At 71.8% G+C, this 18,427-nt stretch carries 15 protein-coding genes; 6 read left to right on the forward strand and 9 right to left on the reverse strand.

All coding sequences use genetic code 11. The features are described 5' to 3' along the window. Positions 1 to 209 precede the first annotated feature (209 nt). Positions 210 to 1,610, forward strand: a complete 1,401-nt coding sequence (locus SALPAC6_RS0103740) for an alpha,alpha-trehalose-phosphate synthase (UDP-forming) (RefSeq protein ID WP_026189295.1) — start codon at positions 210 to 212, stop codon at positions 1,608 to 1,610. Continuing rightward, a complete protein-coding gene (gene otsB / locus SALPAC6_RS0103745) occupies positions 1,607 to 4,210 on the forward strand; it encodes a trehalose-phosphatase (RefSeq protein ID WP_018252104.1) in 2,604 nt (867 codons plus the stop codon). Before SALPAC6_RS0103740 ends, otsB begins: the two co-directional genes overlap by 4 nt. A gap of 110 nt (positions 4,211 to 4,320) precedes the next feature. Here otsB and cobA read toward each other — a convergent pair whose 3' ends face one another. The 3 genes from cobA to cobC are packed head-to-tail and all read right to left on the reverse strand — an operon-like array spanning position 4,321 to position 7,812. Continuing rightward, the gene (gene cobA / locus SALPAC6_RS0103750; protein WP_018252105.1) at positions 4,321 to 5,574 is read right to left on the reverse strand and encodes a uroporphyrinogen-III C-methyltransferase; all 1,254 of its coding nucleotides are present in this window, start codon (positions 5,572 to 5,574) and stop codon (positions 4,321 to 4,323) included. A 34-nt stretch (positions 5,575 to 5,608) separates the two neighbouring features. Further along, the gene (gene cobT / locus SALPAC6_RS0103755; protein WP_018252106.1) at positions 5,609 to 6,700 is read right to left on the reverse strand and encodes a nicotinate-nucleotide--dimethylbenzimidazole phosphoribosyltransferase; all 1,092 of its coding nucleotides are present in this window, start codon (positions 6,698 to 6,700) and stop codon (positions 5,609 to 5,611) included. Beyond that, positions 6,700 to 7,812: an Rv2231c family pyridoxal phosphate-dependent protein CobC gene (cobC, locus tag SALPAC6_RS0103760; protein WP_018252107.1), complete on the reverse strand. Its 1,113-nt coding sequence runs from the start codon at positions 7,810 to 7,812 to the stop codon at positions 6,700 to 6,702. The genes cobT and cobC overlap by 1 nt, the downstream gene beginning before the upstream one ends. 121 nt (positions 7,813 to 7,933) lie before the next feature. On the opposite strand from cobC, the gene SALPAC6_RS0103765 reads away from it, so the two are divergent. Together SALPAC6_RS0103765 and SALPAC6_RS0103770 are read left to right on the forward strand one after the other, a co-directional pair. Beyond that, positions 7,934 to 10,066, forward strand: coding sequence for a transglycosylase domain-containing protein (locus SALPAC6_RS0103765; protein WP_018252108.1), 2,133 nt, complete (start codon positions 7,934 to 7,936; stop codon positions 10,064 to 10,066). A 78-nt stretch (positions 10,067 to 10,144) separates the two neighbouring features. Then, positions 10,145 to 10,963, forward strand: a complete 819-nt coding sequence (locus tag SALPAC6_RS0103770) for an SURF1 family cytochrome oxidase biogenesis protein (protein ID WP_018252109.1) — start codon at positions 10,145 to 10,147, stop codon at positions 10,961 to 10,963. 61 nt (positions 10,964 to 11,024) lie between these two features. Here the strand turns inward: SALPAC6_RS0103770 and SALPAC6_RS0103775 are convergent, their stop codons facing one another. The 3 genes from SALPAC6_RS0103775 to SALPAC6_RS0103785 form a co-directional block, all read right to left on the reverse strand. After that, complete coding sequence (locus SALPAC6_RS0103775) at positions 11,025 to 11,231, reverse strand: hypothetical protein (protein WP_018252110.1); 207 nt, start codon at positions 11,229 to 11,231, stop codon at positions 11,025 to 11,027. A gap of 241 nt (positions 11,232 to 11,472) precedes the next feature. Next, positions 11,473 to 12,819, reverse strand: a complete 1,347-nt coding sequence (locus SALPAC6_RS0103780; RefSeq protein ID WP_018252111.1) for a dipeptidase — start codon at positions 12,817 to 12,819, stop codon at positions 11,473 to 11,475. Continuing rightward, positions 12,806 to 13,486 carry a uridine kinase family protein gene (locus SALPAC6_RS0103785; RefSeq protein WP_026189298.1) on the reverse strand — a complete coding sequence of 227 codons (681 nt, stop codon included), beginning with the start codon at positions 13,484 to 13,486 and terminating at the stop codon, positions 12,806 to 12,808. Before SALPAC6_RS0103785 ends, SALPAC6_RS0103780 begins: the two co-directional genes overlap by 14 nt. A gap of 136 nt (positions 13,487 to 13,622) precedes the next feature. On the opposite strand from SALPAC6_RS0103785, the gene SALPAC6_RS0103790 reads away from it, so the two are divergent. Then, positions 13,623 to 14,024 (forward strand): rhodanese-like domain-containing protein, encoded by a 402-nt coding sequence (locus SALPAC6_RS0103790; protein WP_018252113.1) that lies wholly within the window; start codon positions 13,623 to 13,625, stop codon positions 14,022 to 14,024. 76 nt (positions 14,025 to 14,100) lie between these two features. Here the strand turns inward: SALPAC6_RS0103790 and SALPAC6_RS0103795 are convergent, their stop codons facing one another. From SALPAC6_RS0103795 to SALPAC6_RS0103805, 3 genes are all read right to left on the reverse strand, one after another. Further along, a complete protein-coding gene (locus SALPAC6_RS0103795) occupies positions 14,101 to 15,675 on the reverse strand; it encodes a cobyric acid synthase (RefSeq protein ID WP_018252114.1) in 1,575 nt (524 codons plus the stop codon). Further along, complete coding sequence (locus tag SALPAC6_RS0103800; RefSeq protein WP_018252115.1) at positions 15,672 to 16,673, reverse strand: cobalamin biosynthesis protein; 1,002 nt, start codon at positions 16,671 to 16,673, stop codon at positions 15,672 to 15,674. The genes SALPAC6_RS0103795 and SALPAC6_RS0103800 overlap by 4 nt, the downstream gene beginning before the upstream one ends. A gap of 269 nt (positions 16,674 to 16,942) precedes the next feature. Then, positions 16,943 to 17,668, reverse strand: coding sequence for a single-stranded DNA-binding protein (locus tag SALPAC6_RS0103805; protein WP_018252116.1), 726 nt, complete (start codon positions 17,666 to 17,668; stop codon positions 16,943 to 16,945). A 300-nt stretch (positions 17,669 to 17,968) separates the two neighbouring features. On the opposite strand from SALPAC6_RS0103805, the gene SALPAC6_RS0103810 reads away from it, so the two are divergent. After that, positions 17,969 to 18,358, forward strand: a complete 390-nt coding sequence (locus SALPAC6_RS0103810; protein WP_018252117.1) for an HPF/RaiA family ribosome-associated protein — start codon at positions 17,969 to 17,971, stop codon at positions 18,356 to 18,358. The last annotated feature ends 69 nt before the right edge of the window (positions 18,359 to 18,427 follow it).

The following is an 18,427-nucleotide window of genomic DNA, read 5'->3' on the forward strand; positions in this document are numbered from 1 at the left end:
CAGGTCACCCCGCCTGCGCCCACATCACCCCGCCGGGCCGGCGCCCGGCCGGGCCATCCGGCAGACCAACAGAAATTGTCAACAAGATCACTTTTGGGGTTCAGTGCCGCCAGGCGGGTGAGCTAAGTCCGGCACGGTACACCAGACGCCGCAGCTACGCTCAGTACGCTCGTCGCGGTGGATTCGTCAACACCCGGAGGTGGCCCAACGTGACCGTCCGCAGCTCCTTTGTCGTAGTGGCCAATCGACTGCCCGTTGACGAGGTGAGCACACCCGAGGGACGGCAGTGGCGACGTAGCCCGGGAGGGCTCGTGACCGCACTGCACCCTGTCCTCGCCGAGCACCACGGGACCTGGGTGGGCTGGGCCGGCGGTACGGGGGCCGCCCCGGAGCCGTTGGATCTGGAGGGCATCCGGCTGCATCCGGTGCCGTTGAGCGCGGAGGAGTTGGAGCGCTACTACGAGGGGCAGTCCAACGCCATGATCTGGCCGCTGTATCACGACGCGGTCGAGACCCCGGTGTACAAGCGCCGCTGGCGGGAGACGTACCGGCTGGTGAACGCCCGCTTCGCGGAGGCGGCGTCGGATGTCGCGGCGGAGGGTGCCACGGTCTGGGTGCAGGACTACCAACTCCAGCTGGTGCCGGCGATGCTCCGCGAGCGCCGCCCCGACCTACGGATCGGCTTCTTCCTGCACATCCCGTTCCCACCGATCGAACTGTTCATGCAGATGCCGTTCCGCACCGAGATCCTCCGCGGGCTACTCGGCTCCGATCTGGTGGGCTTCCAGCAGCGGCTGGCGGCGCAGAACTTCGTCCGACTGGCCCGGCACCTGCTCGGGCTGCGCTACGAGGGGCAGATGATCCAGGTCGACGGCCGCCGGGTGAAGGCGGGCGCGTTCCCCATCTCCATCGACACGCAGGAGATGGAGCGGCTCGCGGTGGATCCGGCGATCCGGGCGCGGGCGGAGGAGATCCGCGAGGAGCTGGGGAACCCGCGCACGATCATCCTGGGGGTCGACCGGCTCGACTACACCAAGGGCATCGAGCTACGCCTCAAGGCCTTCCGCGAGCTGCTCTCTGACGGAAAGCTGACAGTTCCGGATGCGGTTATGGTGCAGGTGGCGACGCCGAGCCGGGAACGGGTGGAGCACTACCAGGCACTTCGCGTCAAGGTAGAGCGCGAGGTTGGTCGGATAAATGGCGAATTTGGCCGGGTTGGGGTACCGGCGGTGCATTATCTGCATCAGTCGTACAGTCGCACCGAACTGGCCGCGATGTACGTCGCCGCCGACGTGATGATGGTGACCCCGCTGCGAGACGGAATGAATCTGGTGGCCAAGGAGTACGTAGCGGCGCGCGCCGATCGGGGTGGCGCGCTCGTGCTGAGTGAATTCGCCGGCGCGGCCACTGAGCTGCGCCAGTCGTTCCTGTGTAACCCGCACGACCCGGACGCGGTCAAGGAGGCCCTACTGCGGGCCGTGCACGTGGAGAAGCCGGAGGCCCGTCGCCGCATGCGGACAATGCAACGTCATCTGCGCACCCATGACGTGGGGCACTGGGCGAAGTCCTTCCTCACCGAACTCGGCGTACCGGGACCGGATGCCTCGTGAACGCCGGCACCACACTCAGCAACCCGGTCGGTGGCGGCCTGGAGCAGGAGCTGCGCACCGCGATCGGCCGCATCGCCCGCGTCCCCCAGCTACTGATCGCCTGTGACTACGACGGCACCCTCGCCCCGATCGTCGAGGACCCGAGTCGGGCCGTACCGCTGCCGGAGGCCGCGGCGGCGGTGCGTGCACTCGCCTCGCTACCGCAGACCAATGTGGCCGTCGTCTCCGGGCGGGCGCTGCGCGACCTGGCCGCCCTGTCCCGGCTGCCCAGCGAGGTCCATCTCGTCGGCAGCCACGGCTCCGAGTTCGACATCGGCTTCGTCGAACGGCTCTCCCCCGAGCTGGTTGCCGTCCGCACCCGGCTCCGCGACGCGCTCCGCGAGATCGTCGCCACCCACCCCGGGGTTCGGCTGGAGCGCAAGCCGGCCAGTGTCGCCGTACACACCCGCGGGGTTGACCCGCAGGTCGCCGCCGCAGCCGTCGAGGCGGTCCGCAACGGCCCCGCAACCTGGGACGACGTCACCGTCACCCAGGGCAAGGAGGTCATCGAGCTGTCGGTGGTCGCCACCCACAAAGGCACCGCCGTTGACCAGCTACGCACCCAGCTTTCGGCCAGCGCGGTGCTGTTCATCGGCGATGACGTCACCGACGAGAACGCCTTCGGCAACCTGCACGGGCCAGATGTCGGCATCAAGATCGGGCCCGGCGAGACCAGGGCGCAGTATCGGGTGACCGAGCCGATCGAGGCCGCCCGCGCTCTCGGCCTGCTGCTGGAGACCCGACGAAACTGGCTCTTCGGCGAGCGGGCGGTGCCGATCGAGCGGCACTCGATGCTGGCCAACGGCCGGACGGTCGCGCTGCTCACGCCCGAAGCCAAGGTCACCTGGCTGTGCAACCCCAAGCCCGACTCGGCCGCCATCTTCGCCGACCTGGTCGGCGGCAGCCCCGCCGGTTACTTCAGCGTCGTGCCGGAGCGCGGTGGCATCCCGCTCGGCCAGCGCTACCGCTCCAACACGATGACCGTGGAGACCCGGTGGTCCGGCCTGACCGTGACCGACTGGCTGGACACCCCGGATACCGAGACCACACCGGACGGGCCGGCGATAGTCAGCGCCGACTCGACCCTGGTCCGGGTGCTCACCGGACACGGCCGGGCGCAGCTGGAGTTCGCCCCGCGGCCCGAGTTCGGCCAGGTCGCCGTCCAGCTCCAACCGCTCGATGACGGGCTGCTGGTGCTCGGCTCCAACCACCCGGTCGCGCTCTACTCCCCCGGCGTCACGTGGGAGGTGGTCAGCGACGGTGTGTACGAGACGGCGAAGGCCGTCGTTGACCTCTCCGCCGCGGGCGGGCCGGTCGTGCTGGAGATGCGCTTCGGCACCCCCAGCCTGGAACACCACCGGCAGCCGATTCACGAACGGCAGGCCGCTGCGGAGCAGCCCTGGAAGGACTGGGTGGCCACGCTGCGGCTGCCGACCACCGGCCGAGACCTGGTCGCCCGCAGCGCGCTCACCCTCCGCGGGCTGTGCCACCAGCCGAGCGGTTCGATCCTGGCCGCCGCGACCACCTCCCTACCCGAGGAGCTGGGCGGCGTCCGCAACTGGGACTACCGCTACTGCTGGCTCCGCGACGCGGCGCTGACCGCCCGTGCTCTGGTCGACCTCGGTTCCACCGAGGAGGCCGAGGCGCTGCTGCGCTGGATCGACGGAGTCGTTGACCGCACCGGTGGGCACCCCGAACGGCTACACCCGCTCTACACGGTTGACGGTTACGAGTTGGGCGCCGAGGCCGTCATCGACACCTTGCCCGGCTACGCCGGCTCCCGGCCCGTCCGGGTCGGTAACCTCGCCAACCACCAGCTCCAACTCGACGTCTTCGGTCCGATCGCCGACCTGATCGCGGCCGTGGCCGACGCTCGCGGCTCCGTCCGGGACGACGAGTGGCGGGTCCTGGAGAACATGGTGGAGGCGGTCCGCCGCCGCTGGCACGAACCGGACCACGGCATCTGGGAGGCGCGCCTGGCGCCACGACACCACATCTTCTCGAAGGTGATGTGCTGGCTGACCGTCGACCGGGCGCTGCACGTGGTCCGCAAGCACGGCGGCGAGGAGCAGCCCGAGTGGGTGGAGCTACGCGACCGGATCGGGGCCAACGTACTCGAGTTCGGCTGGCACGAGCAGGCCGAGGCGTACAGCGTCGCGTACGGGCACGAGGACAGTGACGCCTCCTCGCTCTGGATCGGCCTCTCCGGCCTGCTCCCCGGGGACGACCCCCGCTTCGTCTCCACCGTCCTCAAGATCGAGGCAGATCTGCGCAGCGGCCCGGTGGTCTACCGCTACCACTGGGAGGACGGCCTACCCGGTCGGGAGGGCGGCTTCCATATCTGCACCTCGTGGCTGATCGAGGCGTACCTGCGTACGGGCCGCCGGGGCGACGCGGAGGAGTTGTTCAGCCAGATGATCGACACTGCCGGACCGACCGGGCTGCTGCCCGAGCAGTACGACCCGCTGACCGAGCGCGGGCTGGGCAACCACCCGCAGGCCTACAGCCACCTCGGCGTGATCCGCTGCGCCCTGCTGTTGGACAACATGCTCAAGCAGTGAGCCGCGGCCCGACAGCCGACCCGCGCCGCGTCGGCCGAGTCTCCTCGTGGTGGCGGCCCGCACCGGGCGGCCACCACGAGCACAGGGCCGCCACTGGCGGTAGGCCGCCCTCAGGAGTCCAGCGCCCCGACCACGTCGCCGACGACCACGACCGCCGGGGGGCGGAGGCCCGCCGCAGCCACGTCGGCAGCCACCACGCCGAGCGTTGAGCGGACCGTACGCTGGGCGCCGGTCGTGCCCTCCTGCACGACCACGGCCGGGGTCTGGGCCGGACGACCATTGACGACCAACGTCGCGGAGATCGCCGCCAGGTTCTTCAGTCCCATCAGAATCACCAACGTGCCACGCAGCCCGGCGAGGTGCTCCCAGCGCACCATGGAGGCGGACGAGTCCGGCGGAACGTGCCCGGAGACCACGGTGAACTCGTGCGCGACCGCCCGGTGGGTCACCGGGACACCGGCGCTGGCCGCGGCGGCGACGGCGCTGGTCACTCCGGGTACCACCGTCACCGGTACGCCCGCCCCGGCGCAGGCCAGCAGCTCCTCGCCACCGCGGCCGAAGACGTATGGATCGCCTCCCTTGAGCCGGACCACGGCCTTGCCGGCCAGGGCCCGGTCCACCAAGATCCGGTTGATCTCCTCCTGGGTACGGGCCGGGCCGTAGGGAATCTTGGCGGCGTCCACCAGCTCAACCTCGGAACCCAACTCGTCCAGGAGCAGCCCGGGCACGAGCCGGTCGGTGACCACCACCTCCGCCTCGATAAGCAACCGCCGCCCCTTGACAGTGATCAGCTCCGGGTCACCCGGTCCCGCGCCGACCAGGGCGACCTGGCCACCGCGGCGGGTTGGGCGCACCGGCGGTACGGCATCGCCGGACCCGGCATCGGCCGGCGGCGGGGCCAGGCGACCCGGCCCGGCGGCGAGCAGGTCCCGGACGGCATCCCGAACGGCCATCGCCCGGCGGGGGTCACCGCCGCCGAGAACCGCCACCGTCACCGGGCCCTGCCGGGTCACCGCCGGCGTCCACGCGGTGGCGGCGACGCGGTCATCGGCCCGTACACAGAAGATCCGCCGCTCCTCGGCCCCCTCGCTGATCGCGGCGGCGGCGCTCGGGTCATTCACCGCGACCTGCACCAGCCAGGCGCCGTCGAGGTCGTCCGCGACGAACCGCCGCCGCTGCCAGCGCAGCCGGCCGGCATCGGCGTGGGCGCGCAGCGCCGGGGTCAGCTCCGGCGCGACCAGGAGGACGTCCGCGCCAGCGTCGAGCAACGCCGGCACCCGTCGGGTGGCCACGACTCCGCCACCGACCACGACCACCCGCCGGCCGGCCAGCCGCAGACCAAGCGGGTACGGATTGCCGCTCACGCCGCCGTTCCGCCCGGTCGGATGGTCGGTGCACTCATTTCTGCGCCACCCCCGCCGAATCGAAGGTGGCGACCTCGTGCAGCACCCGGACGGCACCCGCGACCACCGGTAGGGCCAGCAGCGCCCCGGTGCCCTCGCCGAGGCGCAGCCCAAGGTCGACCAGGGGGGTCAGCCCCAGTCGGCGCAGTGCCACCGTGGCTCCCGGCTCGGCCGAACGGTGGCCGGCCACCATGGCGCCGGTGGCAGCCGGGGCGAAGGCCGCGGCGGCCAGCGCGGCCGAGTCGGCGATGACGCCGTCGAGCAGCACCGGCACCCGTCGGGCGGCGGCGCCCAGGACCAGCCCGGTGAGGGCCGCGTGTTCCAGGCCACCGACCGCGGCCAGCACGCCCAGCGGGTCTGTCGGGTCCGGCTCATGCCGGCGCAACGCCGCCCGGACCACCTCGATCTTGCGCTGGTGCGTCGGATCGTCCACTCCGGTGCCCCGGCCGGTCACCGTGGCGGGGTCAGCCTCGGCGAAGACCGCGATCAGCGCGGCGGCCGGCGTGGTGTTGCCGATACCCATATCCCCGGTGAGCAGGATGGCGGCTCCGGCATCGATGAGTTCGCCGGCGACCCGGATGCCCGTCTCCACCGCGGCCCGGGCCTCATCCCGGGTGAGGGCGGCGGTGACGGCCAGATCCCGGCTACCGCGCCGGACGTTCGCCTCGACCAGCCGGGGTCCGGCGCCGCTGATCGGGGCCGAGCCGGGCGGGGTGGCCGCAATGGGGGTTGGCGGCGTGGCAACCCCGATGTCCACGACGGTGACCGCGGCGCCGGCCTGCCGGGCGAACGCGTTGACCACCGCCCCGCCGGCAAGGAAGTTGCCGATCATCTGCCCGGTGACCTCCTGGGGCCAGGGCGTCACACCCTGGGCGTGCACCCCGTGGTCGCCGGCGAAGACGGCCACCGCGGCCGGCTCGGGCAACGGCGGCGGGCAGGTGCCGGCCAGGCCGGCGAGACGAATGGAGAGGTCTTCCAGCACCCCGAGGGAACCCGCGGGTTTGGTCAGCCGGCTCTGCAGGTCCGCGGCGGCGGTCATCGCCTGCTCGTCGAGCGGTCCGATCGCCGCCCTCGTCGTCTCCAGCATCATCCCTCCAGAATCTCTGCCAGCACGGTGGTGAAGGCGTCGGTCGTCGCCGGATCGCGGACCGCGATCCGCAGCCAGTCCGGGCCCAGCCCGGGGAAGGTGTCACCACGGCGCACTGCCCAGCCTCGCTCGCGCAGGACACGGCGAACCGCAGCGGCGCCCGGGTGGTGGACGAGGACGAAGGCGCTCGCCGGCTGGCCGACGACGCGTACCCCCGGTAGGGCCGCCAGGCGGGCGAGGAGATGGTCGCGGTCGGCGGCGAGGTCGGCCGCGATCTGACGTTCAGCTCGCACCGCCTCGGGGCCAGCGCAGGCTGTCGCGGCAGCGAGGGCCGGGGTGGAGACCGGCCACAGCGGCTGTACGGCGGCCAGGCGGTCCAGCAGAACCGCTGCCCCGAGCAGGTAGCCGACGCGCAGCCCGGCCAGCCCCCACGTCTTGGTGAGGCTCCGCACAACCAGCAGACCGGGCAGGTCGGAACGGGCCGCAAGCGACTCCGGCTCGCCGGCGACTCCGGGCGCGAGGGTGGTGTCGGCGAACGCCTCGTCCACCACGAGAACCCGGCCGGGCCGGGCGAGCGCCGCCAGGTCGACGGCCGGGTGCAGCACCGAGGTCGGGTTCGTGGGATTGCCGATCAGGACCAGATCGGCATCCGCCGGGACCCGGGCGGGGTCGAGCCGGAATCCGTCGCCGGGGGTGAGCAGCACCCGCTCGACCCGGTGCCCGGCCGCACGCAGGGCCGCCTCCGGCTCGGTGAACTGCGGGTGCACCACCACCGGGCGACGGATCCCGCGCAGCGCCTGGGCGATCAGCACGAAGCCCTCGGCAGCACCGGCGGTGAGCAGCACCTGCTCCGGTTGTCGACCGTGCCGGGCGGCGACGGCGGCCCGCGCCGCAGCGGAGTCCGGATACCGGGCCAGGTCACCGAGGGCAGTGGTGATCGGGTCGGCCAGCCAGTCTGGCATCGAGGCCTGGCGCACGTTCACCGCGAGGTCGACCAGGCCGGGTACGGCCTCGACATCTCCATGGTGGCCAAGGTCGAGCTCCGGTACCGCCGGGGCATCCGGCAGGTTGTCCGGCGGCGCGGCCCCTCCCCCGCTCGACTGCGTATGCATGACCGCGATCCTGCCGGGAAGGGGGCGCGTGGCACAGCGCATCGTGACGTGGGCCGCGTCACGGGCGACGGGTTAATGAATATTTCTCTAGCACGAATCGGAAATGTCATAACTTAGCCCTGTGAGCAACCGTCCCCTTGCTGCCGCCGGTCGTCTCGTCCCACTTCTCCGCGCCGGGCTGATCGCCGGCATCGTCATCGCCGCCCTGGCCTACCCGATCGCCGCCGCAGCCGGCCTCGGCACCAAGGTCACGGCGCACGCGATGGAACACAAAACCAAGATCCTCAAAACGGCCCTGCCGGCCGAGACCTCGTACCTGTACGCGCCGGATGGCAAGACCGTCCTGACGATGTTCTACGAGGAGTACCGGCAGTACACAAAGCTCGCCGACATGTCGCCGAACATCCAGCAGGCCATCGTCGCCGCCGAGGACGCCCGCTTCTACCAGCACAGCGGCGTCGACCCCAAGGGCATCGCCCGCGCCTTCGTGGCCAACGCCCGCTCCAGCGGCATCTCCCAGGGCGCCTCCACCCTGACCATGCAGTACGTCCGGATGGCCCTGCGCGACAGCGCCACGACCCCGAAGGAGGTGCAGGAGGCGACCCAGCAGACCAGCCTGCGCAAGGTCCGGGAGATGCGGCTGGCCATGGACCTGGAGAAGGAGCTGACCAAGGAACAAATCCTGGAGCGATACCTCAACTCCGCATACTTCGGGCATCGCGCCTACGGCATCTACGCCGCCAGCGAGATCTACTTCTCCAAGACCCCGAAGGACCTCTCCGTGGTCGAGGCCGCCACCCTCGCCGGACTGGTCAAGTCGCCATCCCGGTTCGACCCGGCCAGCTCCGACCAGAAGGAGGCGACCGCCCGCCGCAACTACATCCTGGACCGGATGACCGCACTCGGCTACCTCTCGCCGGACGCCGCCACCAGCGCCAAGTCCGAACCGATCCAGCTGACCCTGAGCTACCCGTCCAACGACTGCGCGTCGGTGCCACAGGAGTGGAACAGCTGGGGATTCATCTGTGACTACGTGAAGAACTGGTGGAGCGCACAGCCCGCGTTCGGCGAGAACCGCCTGGAGCGGATGGACAAGCTGCGCCGGGGCGGGTACCGGATCGTGCTCAGTGTGGACCCAAAGATCCAGGAGGCGGCCGAGGAGAACGTCGGCACGAAGGGGAACACCGGCAGTCCCTTCGCCAACGGCATCGTGCTCACCGAACCCGGTACCGGGCGACTCAAGGCGATGGCGGTGAACCGGACCTACTCCCTGAACCTGGGCGAAAATCCGCTCAGCGGAAACCCAGAGGCCGGCCCGAAGGTCAAGGCCAACTACCCGAACACGGTCACCCCCCTGCTCGGCGGCGGTGACCTGCCCGGCTACCAGGCGGGATCAACCTTCAAGATGTTCCCGATGCTCGCCGCCCTCGACGCGGGTATGACGCTGAACACCACCTTCAACGCGCCGCACCGGTACCGGTCGGAGATCTACAACGGCTGGGCCCCATCGAACGCGAGCGGCGCCATGTCCGGCATGCAGACCATGTGGTCTGGCTTCGGCAAATCGGTCAACACATACTTCGTCTGGCTTGAGGAGCAGGTCGGGGCAGACCGGGCGGTACGCCTCGCCGAACAGCTGGGGCTGCGCTGGCGCACCGATGTGGACCGGCACCACGCCGCTCCAGCGAACGCGAAGACCTGGGGCGCCTTCACCCTGGGGGTCTCCGACGCCACCCCGCTGGAGATGGCGAACGCCTACGGCGCCGTCGCCGCCGAGGGCCGGTACTGCGAGGCGATCCCGGTCCAGGCGATCTACAACCGGGACGGCACCCCGGCGATCTACCGGACGGCCGGCGGGATCGAGCGGGAGGTCGCCAAGCCCCGCTGTCGCCAGGTGGTCAGCGCCGACGCCGCCCGGGCCGCCACCGACGCCGCCCGGTGCCCCACCGGCGACACCCCAGCCCGAGGCGGCTGCGGCGGTTGGTCGACGGCGGACAGCGTCCGCGGCACCGTCGGCCGCCCGGTGGCCGGCAAGACCGGTACCACCGACAGCACCCGGTCGGCCTGGTTCGTCGGGTTCACTCCCGAACTCTCCGCGGCCAGCTTCATCTCCGATCCGGACAACCCCTTCAACGCCGTCGGTGACGGTCAGTCGCAGATTCCCATCCACGCGGTCGCGAACACCCTGCGCGACGCGCTGGAGGACAAACCGACCCGCGACTTCACACCCCCCTCGGACGCGATCGTCGGCTGACCTGGGCGCCTATCCGGGCAGGGGGCAGCGACCACCGGTGGTCGCACCGATCAACCCGCTACGCCTACGGGTAACCTCATGGCCGTGTACCGGTTCCTGCTGACGCCTCGCTGGCTGGGCGCGCTCGCGCTGACCCTGGTCGCGGCGGCGATCATGGTGTTGCTCGCCGACTGGCAACTGGCCCGCTACCACGACCGCACCGCGATCAACGAGCGGATCGATGCAGGCCAGCGGATGGATCCGGTACCACTGCCCGAGGCGGCCGCCGCCCCGACCGGGAACGCCGGCACCGTCGGGCCCGCCCCCACCACCGAACGGACCTGGACGAAGGTCACCGTCACCGGGCAGTACGACCCCGCCAACGTGATCCTGGCCCGGGGGCGCTCAGTGGACCGTACGGTCGGCTTCGAGGTGTTGACCCCGCTGATGCTGACCGATGGCACAGCCGTGCTGGTCAACCGGGGCTGGGTCCCGCCCGCGCCGGGTGGGGACGCCACCGTCCAGCCGACCGTGCCCGCGACCCCCGCCGGCCCGGTGACCGTGACCGGCCGGATTCGCCCCGGCGAGGGCGGTTCCCTCCCGGTCGCCCGCCGCGATGGCAAACTGGAGACCCGCCGCATCAGCCTGCCCCAGCTGGCCGGGGAGCTGCCGTACCCGATCTATGGCGGGTACGTGCTGCTCGACCAGCAGACCCCAACCGCTGATCCGACCTTCAAGACGGTCCCGGTTGGCTACACGAACAACTGGCAGAACTACGGGTACGTCGTACAGTGGTGGATCTTCGCCGGGATGACGCTGCTGGGCTTCGGCTACTTCGCCCGGCGGGAGGCCCAGCGACGGGCCGGAGTGGTGCGCGAACACCCCACCGACCGGACGAGCGAAGCAGCCTCCACCTGACTGTTGCGGGCGGCGTCCGCGCCGCCACACCGACACCACTGGCGGGCGGCGCAGCCGGGCGTCAGACCGAAACGGGCTCCTCGATGCGCAGGCCCCGGGCGCGCACCCCGTCAGCGACCCGGGCGAGCGTCGAATCGAGTGCGACCAGCGCAACAGAGAGCTGGCCGAGCCGCTCCTTGAGCGACTCATCGGACCATGCGGAGACGTCAACGTCCCCCAAAGCACTGACGGCGGCCTCCAGGCGGGCCATCACCTCGTTCGTACTCATGTACGAAGGCTATACCACCGGAGTGACCGACACGCCGGAAACGCCCAGCCAGAGCAGGACGTTATGGTTCCGACACCCGGAACAGCCGGGGACGCGCCCGCGGAGACAATCCGCCCAGCGCAGGCGCGTCCGCCCGCAGACCCGCTCCGGAACGCGGAGCTCGGCCTCGCAGGGGCTCAACCCTGCCGGGGCAACTCTGCGCCGGGCTCAACTCTGCGCTGGGACCCAGTCCCGCTGGAGCTCAGTCCCGCCCAGCGATGGCGACGTTGCGCAGCAACAGCGCCTCGGCCAGGCACACCCGGGCGAACTCCCCCAGGTGCAGGCTCTCGTTCGGGCCGTGCGCCTGGGCGTACGGATCTTCCACACCGGTCACCAGGATCGCGGCCTGCGGGAACATCTCCTGGAACGTGGCGATGAACGGGATCGAACCGCCGACCCCGATGTCCACCGGATCGGTGCCGTCCCAGGCGGTACGGAACGCGGCGCGCGCCGCGTCGAACATCGGGCCGGAGGCGTCGATGCGGCTCGGGTCGCCGTCGTGCTCCAGCGTGACCGACACCTGCGCGCCCCACGGAGCGTGCTTGCTCAGGTGCGCACCAAGCGCCGCGTACGCCCGCTTGGGGTCATCACCCGGCGCCAGCCGCAGACTCAGCTTGGCCTTCGTGGCCGGGACCAGGGCGTTCGGCGCCACCCCGGTGGCCGGCGCGTCGATGCCGAGTACCGCCAGGGCCGGCTTGGTCCAGAGCCGGTCAGTGATCCGCTCGGTGCCGATGAACTGCACGCCCTCCGCCAGCCCCGCCTCGGCGCGGAAGCGGTCCTCCGGATAGTCCACCGCCGCACCACCGCGGCTGACCAGCCCGTCCACGGCCACGTTCCCGGCGTCGTCGTGCAGGGTGGCGAGCAGCCGGGCCAGCGCGGTCAGCGCGTCCGGCACCGGGCCGCCGTACATGCCGCTGTGTACGGCGTGATCCAACGTGCGGACCTCGACGAAGCAGTTCACGATCCCGCGCAGCGACGTGGTGAGCGCCGGCACGCCGATGTCCCAGTTGGTGGAGTCGGCGATCACGATGACATCCGAGTTGATCTCGTCCCGGTGCTCGGCGAGCAGCCTCGCCAGCGAGTCGGAGCCGTACTCCTCCTCACCTTCGATGAACAGCACGACACCCACCGGCAGCGAGTCACCGAACGCCCGCAGCGCCGCGATGTGCGCCATGATGCCCGCCTTGTCATCGGCGGCGCCGCGGCCGTAGAGGCGGCCGTCCCGCTCCACCGGCTCGAACGGGTCCGACTCCCACCGCGACCGGTCACCGACTGGCTGCACGTCGTGGTGGGCGTAGAGCAGCACGGTCGGGGCGCCGGGCGGCGCCGCCTTCGTCCCGATCACGGTCGGCTGCCCCCCGGAGCGGGCCAGCCGCACCTCAAGACCGCAGTCCCGCAGTAGCTCCGCGACCGCTGCCGCGGAACGCTCCACCTGGACGTGGTCGAAGCCGTCGAACGCGATACCCGGGATCCGGACGAGGCGCTCGAGGTCCGCCCGGACGCCGGGCAGCTCCCGCTCGAGCGCAGCCCGCAGATCAGACTCGGACATGATCGGTGTTGTCATGTCCGGCATCGTATGCCGGCCCTACCCACCCGCCTCGCCGCAGGTAGTACCGGGCCCGGTCGTGGGGCAGTGTTGGCGCGCCGTCAACCACCAGGTCCGCTCGGCCGCAGGTGCCGTCGGCGGCGAAGTGGGCCCGCTCGCCCGCGTGCCAGCGACGCAGCTCCGGCAGGATCCCGGGGCCGTCCCGGGCCACCGCCCGGGTGAGCCGCAGCTGCGCCGGGGCGGTCACGAACACGGCAAGGCTCAACTCCCGCGCCACCGCGGCTCGCGCCGCGCTCACGCCATCCAGGAGCAGGACCGGTGACACCGGCACCGGCACCGGGCGAGGCAGGAACGACCGCCGGACCCAGCTGAACCGCCGGTACTCCCCCGCCCGCCCCGCCCGCGCCGGCGCCAGCACCCACTCCTCCAGCCGGGACCAGAAGGTGAGCTGGTCAGCCCAGCCGTCAAGCAGGTCGTCGGTGTGTATCACCACGGGCCGGACCCGGCCGGGACCGGCGACGAGCGCGTCGGCGAGCCGCGCCGTGAACCAGCTCTTGCCCGCGCCGCTCGGTCCGTCCACCGCCACCAGCCGGGTCTTCCCCAACCGCGCCGGCGCCGCACACACCCGCGCTGCCAGCCGGGCGTACGACTCCATCACCGCTACTGCCACGGCCTGACCGTATCCGGCGGTAGCGCCGCGCCACCTCGGTCCGTCGCCCGTTCGGGCGGTCGTACCGCTGGCCGACGCCGTTCGACCGCGCGCCGCCGGGCGCGGGCGGCATGATCGGCTGGTGTCCCACAGCGTGATGAGTCCAGGCGTTGATGCCCTGTTGGAGCAGGCCCGCGCCGGGGTGCGCCGGCTGACCCCGCACCAGGCCGTCGAGGCGATCCGCGCCGGGGCGTTGCTGATCGACACCCGCACCGAACTGCAGCGGGCGGAGCAGGGTGAGCTGCCCGGCGCGATCGTCATCGAGCGGGCGGTGCTGGAGTGGCGGCTGGACCCGGCCAGTACCTGGCGGATCCCGGAGGCCACCCGGTACGACCGGGAGGTCGTGGTGGTGTGCCGGGAGGGTTACAGCTCCAGCCTGGCCGTGGCGGGCCTACGCGCGCTGGGCCTACGTCGCGCCACCGACGTCATCGGAGGGGTGCAGGCCTGGCGGGAGGCGGAACTTCCGCTCTCCGACCGCCCCGCCGACGTCCGCCACTGACACCGGGACCGGATCCCCACCAGGCGGCCGGATCCCCGCCAGGCGGCCGGATCCCCGCCAGGCGGCCGGATCCCCGTCAGGTGGCGGGATCCCGGTCGGACCCGCCCGGTTCCCGGTCCGGTGCGCCCGGCGGGATGAACGGCAGACCCGACGGCGGTCCGGTGTCAATCAGCCGCCATAGTGCGGCGGTGTCCAGATGCTCCTCGACCAGATCCCCAAGCAGGTCCAGGGAACGTTCGCGGGCGCTGGCGAAGGAGGTGTCCGGGGCCGCCCGGAACCCGTGTCGGCCCGCCTGCCGGGCCACCTCGGTCAAGAAGCGGCGGCGGAACCCGTCCGACTCGAACGCACCATGCCAGTGGGTGCCGTACACCGCCCCGGCGACCGCGCCCTCACCGGTGCCGTCGGCGTACGTGAAGAGCGGCGCGAGGTCGGGGTCGGCGGCCGAGACGTACCCGTGGTGGATCTCGTAGCCGCGGACCGGGACGCCATCCCACCCGGTGCCGGCCGACTGTCGGACCGTCTTGCCCGGGTCGAAGGTGACCTCGACCGGCAGCAACCCCAGGCCGGGTACGCTGCCCTGCCCGCTCTCCACCGGATCGTGGATGCGGCGGCCGAGCAGCTGGAAGCCTCCGCAGATGCCGAGCAGGGGCCGCCCGGCGCCGGCGTGGGCAAGCACGGCATCCGCGAGGCCGGTCTGGCGCAGCCAGGCCAGGTCCGCCACCGTCGCCTTGGAACCAGGCAGCACGACCAGGTCGGCGGCGGCGAGCTCGGCGGGCTCGACGGTGAGGCGCACCCGCACGCCCGGCTCGGTGGCGAGCGCCTCGACATCGGTGGCGTTGCTGATCCGGGGCAGCCGGACCACGGCCACGTCCAGCCAGTCGCGGCCGCGGGGCGCGGCCGGACGGCCGAGTACCCGCCCGTACGCCAGCGAGTCCTCCGCGTCGAGCCAGAGGTCAAGCGACCAGGGCAGCACCCCGTAGGTGGGCCTTCCGGTGACCTGGCGCAGCATGTCCAGGCCCGGCGCCAGCAGGCCCGGGTCGCCGCGAAACTTGTTGATGACGAATCCGGCGACCAACGCCTGGTCGGCCGGCTCCAGCAGGGCCACCGTGCCGAACATGGAGGCGAACACCCCGCCACGATCGATGTCCCCGACCACGATCGCGGGCAGGTCGGCCTGCCGCGCCAGCCCCATGTTGACGTAGTCCCCGGCCCGTAGGTTGATCTCCGCCGGGCTACCCGCTCCCTCGCAGATCACCACGTCGTAGGCCGCCCGAAGCTGCGCCAGGGCCGCGTACGCGGTTTCGGCGAGACGGGGTCGCAGCTGCCGGAACGTACCGGTGGTGAGGGTGTCGACCGCTTCGCCGAGCAGCACCACCTGGCTGCTCCGGTCGCTGCCCGGCTTGAGCAGCACCGGGTTGAACCGCAGCTCCGGGGCCAGGCCGCAGGCCGCCGCCTGCATCGCCTGCGCCCGTCCGATCTCACCCCCGCGCCCGTCCGGGCCGACCACGACCGCCGAGTTGTTGGACATGTTCTGCGCCTTGAACGGCGCCACCCGCACGCCCTGCCGGTGTAGCCAGCGGCAGATCCCGGCGGTGAGGACGCTCTTGCCGGCGTCCGAGGTGGTTCCGGTGACGAGCAGCCCGCCACTCACCGCCGCCTCCCGCGTACGGCTCGTAGCCCTCCGCTCATCGCCCGGCGGCCCACGGCGGAGAGCAGACGCCCCACGGTCAACGGGTACGCCGTCGCGAGCCCGAGCGTGGCGAGCCCGACGGCGGCGGAGACCCGGGCCACCCGAGGAAGGTGGCTCGCATCTGGGCGCGGCCCATCGCCGAGGAATGGACGCACCTCGACCCGGCCGGCGTAGACGTTACGCCCGCCGAGCCGGACACCGAGCGCCCCGGCGACCGCCGCCTCGCACTGCCCGGCGTTGGGGCTGGGATGGTCGTTCCGGTCCCGGCGCCAGACCCGCCAGGCCCGCTCCCGGTCTCCTTGGGCCAGCGGCGCCACCGCGACCGTCAGCAGCCCGGTCAGCCGGGATGGAACGAGGTTGAGCAGGTCATCGAGGCGGGCTGCGGGAGTGCCGAAGCGCGCATATCGGAAGGAACGGTGGCCAACCATCGCGTCGAGTGTGTTCGCCGCCCGGTAGCCCAGCAGCCCGGGCAAGCCGGCGACCGCGCCCCAGAACAGCGGGGCGACAACGGCGTCGGAGGTGTTCTCGGCGACCGATTCGACAGCGGCGCGGGCCAACTCCGGCTCGTCCAGCGTTGACGGATCCCGCCCGCAGAGATGCCCCAGGCGTTGCCGGGCCGACGGCAGGTCACCATCGCCCAGCGCCGCACCGAGCACCGTCGCCTCACGGCGCAACGTGCGACCACCGAGCACGGCCCAGGTGCCAGCAGCCACGACCGCGCCCCGCGCCAAGGGACGCCCTCGGGTGGCGACCGTCACCGCGGCACCGAGCGCCACCGGAACTCCCACCGCCAGCGCGGTGTAGGCCGCGCCAGCCGCCCGGTCCGGCCGGTAGATCCGCCGCTCCAGGGCACTCGCCGCACGGCCGAACCCAGCCACCGGGTGCCCTCGGCGAGGGTCACCGACCAGCACGTCCATCGCGTACCCCGCGACGAGCCCCGCTACCGTCGCCTGCCGCACCGGCCATCACCTCCGGCCGGTCAGCGTAGCTGAGCCCCACGTCCGGCCGGCCCGGCCGTCTCGCTTGATCCGTTGACGGCGGACGGGGCCGGGCGGCAACCGGGACGAGGACTGTGCCCACCGGGTGACGGCCCGGTGGACAGGCGGGGTGACGGCCCGGTGGACGCGCGGGGTGACGGCCTTTGCCAGCCGGCACCCCGCCCCCGTCGCGCCCTTTCCCACCAGACCTTCGCCGGCCGGCACCAACCACCGCCCGAGACTGGTCGGCGTCAGACGGACACCCGCCCCCGGCCCCGTCGGCCTCGGCTACCGCTGGGTGCCGGCCCGGCGCTCATACCGGTCGGATCGGCTTGGCTGGCTTCGTCGGTCACCTCCGCGGGGCTGTGCGGGCTTTCAGCGGAGGCGGACCCGTCGGCCTGACCAGGGCCAGCGTCACCCCGGCCCGCGTCAACGATCGGGTCATCCAGGAGATCCCCATCGGCATCGGCAGCGGGCGGGTGGTGCAGCGCGGGCAGCTCGACCTCCTCGTCGGCTTGCTGGTCGGCGGGGGCAGCCGACGCCGGCTCAGCCTGCTCACCGGGCACTCGCGGCTGAGCCGTGGGATCCGCCGTTGTGCCGGTCGTGGCCACCGCTCGGTTGCGCAGAAACCGACCCCGGCCGCGGGACAGGTCGTGCCCGACCGCGACGGCCTCCAGTTCGTAGTGGGTTCGGTGGCTGCCGGCATCGTCGGTCCAGTCCCGGGTGTGGAGCCGCCCCGAGACGATCACCGGATCGCCGACCATCACCGAGGCCACGACCCCCTCGGCGAGTCGACGCCAGCAGCTGACCCGAAGGCGGAGGCTGTTGCCGTCAACCCAGCGACCGCTCTCGCGGTCCAGGCGGCGCGCGGTCGAGGCCACCTTGAAGTTGGCCACCAGGGTCTGGCTCTGGTTGGTGCGCCGCCACTCGGGCGCGGTCACGGCGGTGCCGATCACCGTGACGTGGGTGTCGAACATCATCCCTCCTGGGTCAGGTTGTCATCGCGAGTTGCTCGACCTGAGCCTGACCGGCCCCGTCGGGCGCTGCCATCTGGCTGCGGTGGGCTGTGGACAACGGGGCGGGGTGTGGACAACAACCTGTTCAAAGACCCGGTGTGCTAGGGGCATCTGGCCCTGGGACAGCAGCGGAGCAAGCAGCAGAATTGACCATGTTCCGGAACGGAAGAAAATGGGTACACCTGGATCAAAGGTCAGCAACCGGACGAAGGGGTCTGTGATCATGATGACGATCACCACCAGCACCGGCCAGGCGCAGTCATGAGCGGGGTCACGAACCCGGCCACCGTCAACGAGTGCCTCCGGGTGGGCGCCGGCTTTGCGCAGGGCGATCGGGCGTGGATCGCCGATCAGTTCGGCATGCTCGATGCCCGGCTCGCCAGCTTCCACGCCGACGCCACCGAGCTGGAGGTGTCGGTCAAGAACCGGGAGACTAAGGGTCAGAAGGTCACCCTGGAGTGCTGGATCGCCGGCCGGCAGAAGATCGTCACCACCTCGGCGGAGGAGGACCTACAGGCGGCGCTCAACGACGTCCGGGACGACCTGCGTCGCCGCCTCAACGACGCGAAGACCCGCCAGGAGCCCCGGCACAACAAGCACCTGCGCGACACCGGCCCGTCGGCCACGGCAGCGCAGGACGCCGACGACTGACGGTTCGCACCACCACACGGTAGCCCTCCTCCAGCACGACGGCTGGAGGAGGGCTACCGTCCAGTAGCT

Source organism: Salinispora mooreana, assembly GCF_000379065.1.
In the GTDB taxonomy this organism is placed as follows: Bacteria; Actinomycetota; Actinomycetes; order Mycobacteriales; family Micromonosporaceae; genus Micromonospora; species Micromonospora mooreana.

Excerpts from the sequence above, each read along its gene's own strand:
- SALPAC6_RS0103810 (WP_018252117.1), top strand. The coding sequence starts at position 17,969 with ATGAGCGGGGTCACGAACCCGGCCACCGTCAACGAGTGCCTCCGGGTG.
- SALPAC6_RS0103805 (WP_018252116.1), bottom strand. The coding sequence starts at position 17,668 with ATGTTCGACACCCACGTCACGGTGATCGGCACCGCCGTGACCGCGCCC.
- SALPAC6_RS0103770 (WP_018252109.1), top strand. The coding sequence starts at position 10,145 with ATGGCCGTGTACCGGTTCCTGCTGACGCCTCGCTGGCTGGGCGCGCTC.
- SALPAC6_RS0103780 (WP_018252111.1), bottom strand. The coding sequence starts at position 12,819 with ATGTCCGAGTCTGATCTGCGGGCTGCGCTCGAGCGGGAGCTGCCCGGC.
- cobT (WP_018252106.1), bottom strand. The coding sequence starts at position 6,700 with ATGCTGGAGACGACGAGGGCGGCGATCGGACCGCTCGACGAGCAGGCG.
- cobC (WP_018252107.1), bottom strand. The coding sequence starts at position 7,812 with ATGCATACGCAGTCGAGCGGGGGAGGGGCCGCGCCGCCGGACAACCTG.
- SALPAC6_RS0103790 (WP_018252113.1), top strand. The coding sequence starts at position 13,623 with ATGAGTCCAGGCGTTGATGCCCTGTTGGAGCAGGCCCGCGCCGGGGTG.
- SALPAC6_RS0103775 (WP_018252110.1), bottom strand. The coding sequence starts at position 11,231 with ATGAGTACGAACGAGGTGATGGCCCGCCTGGAGGCCGCCGTCAGTGCT.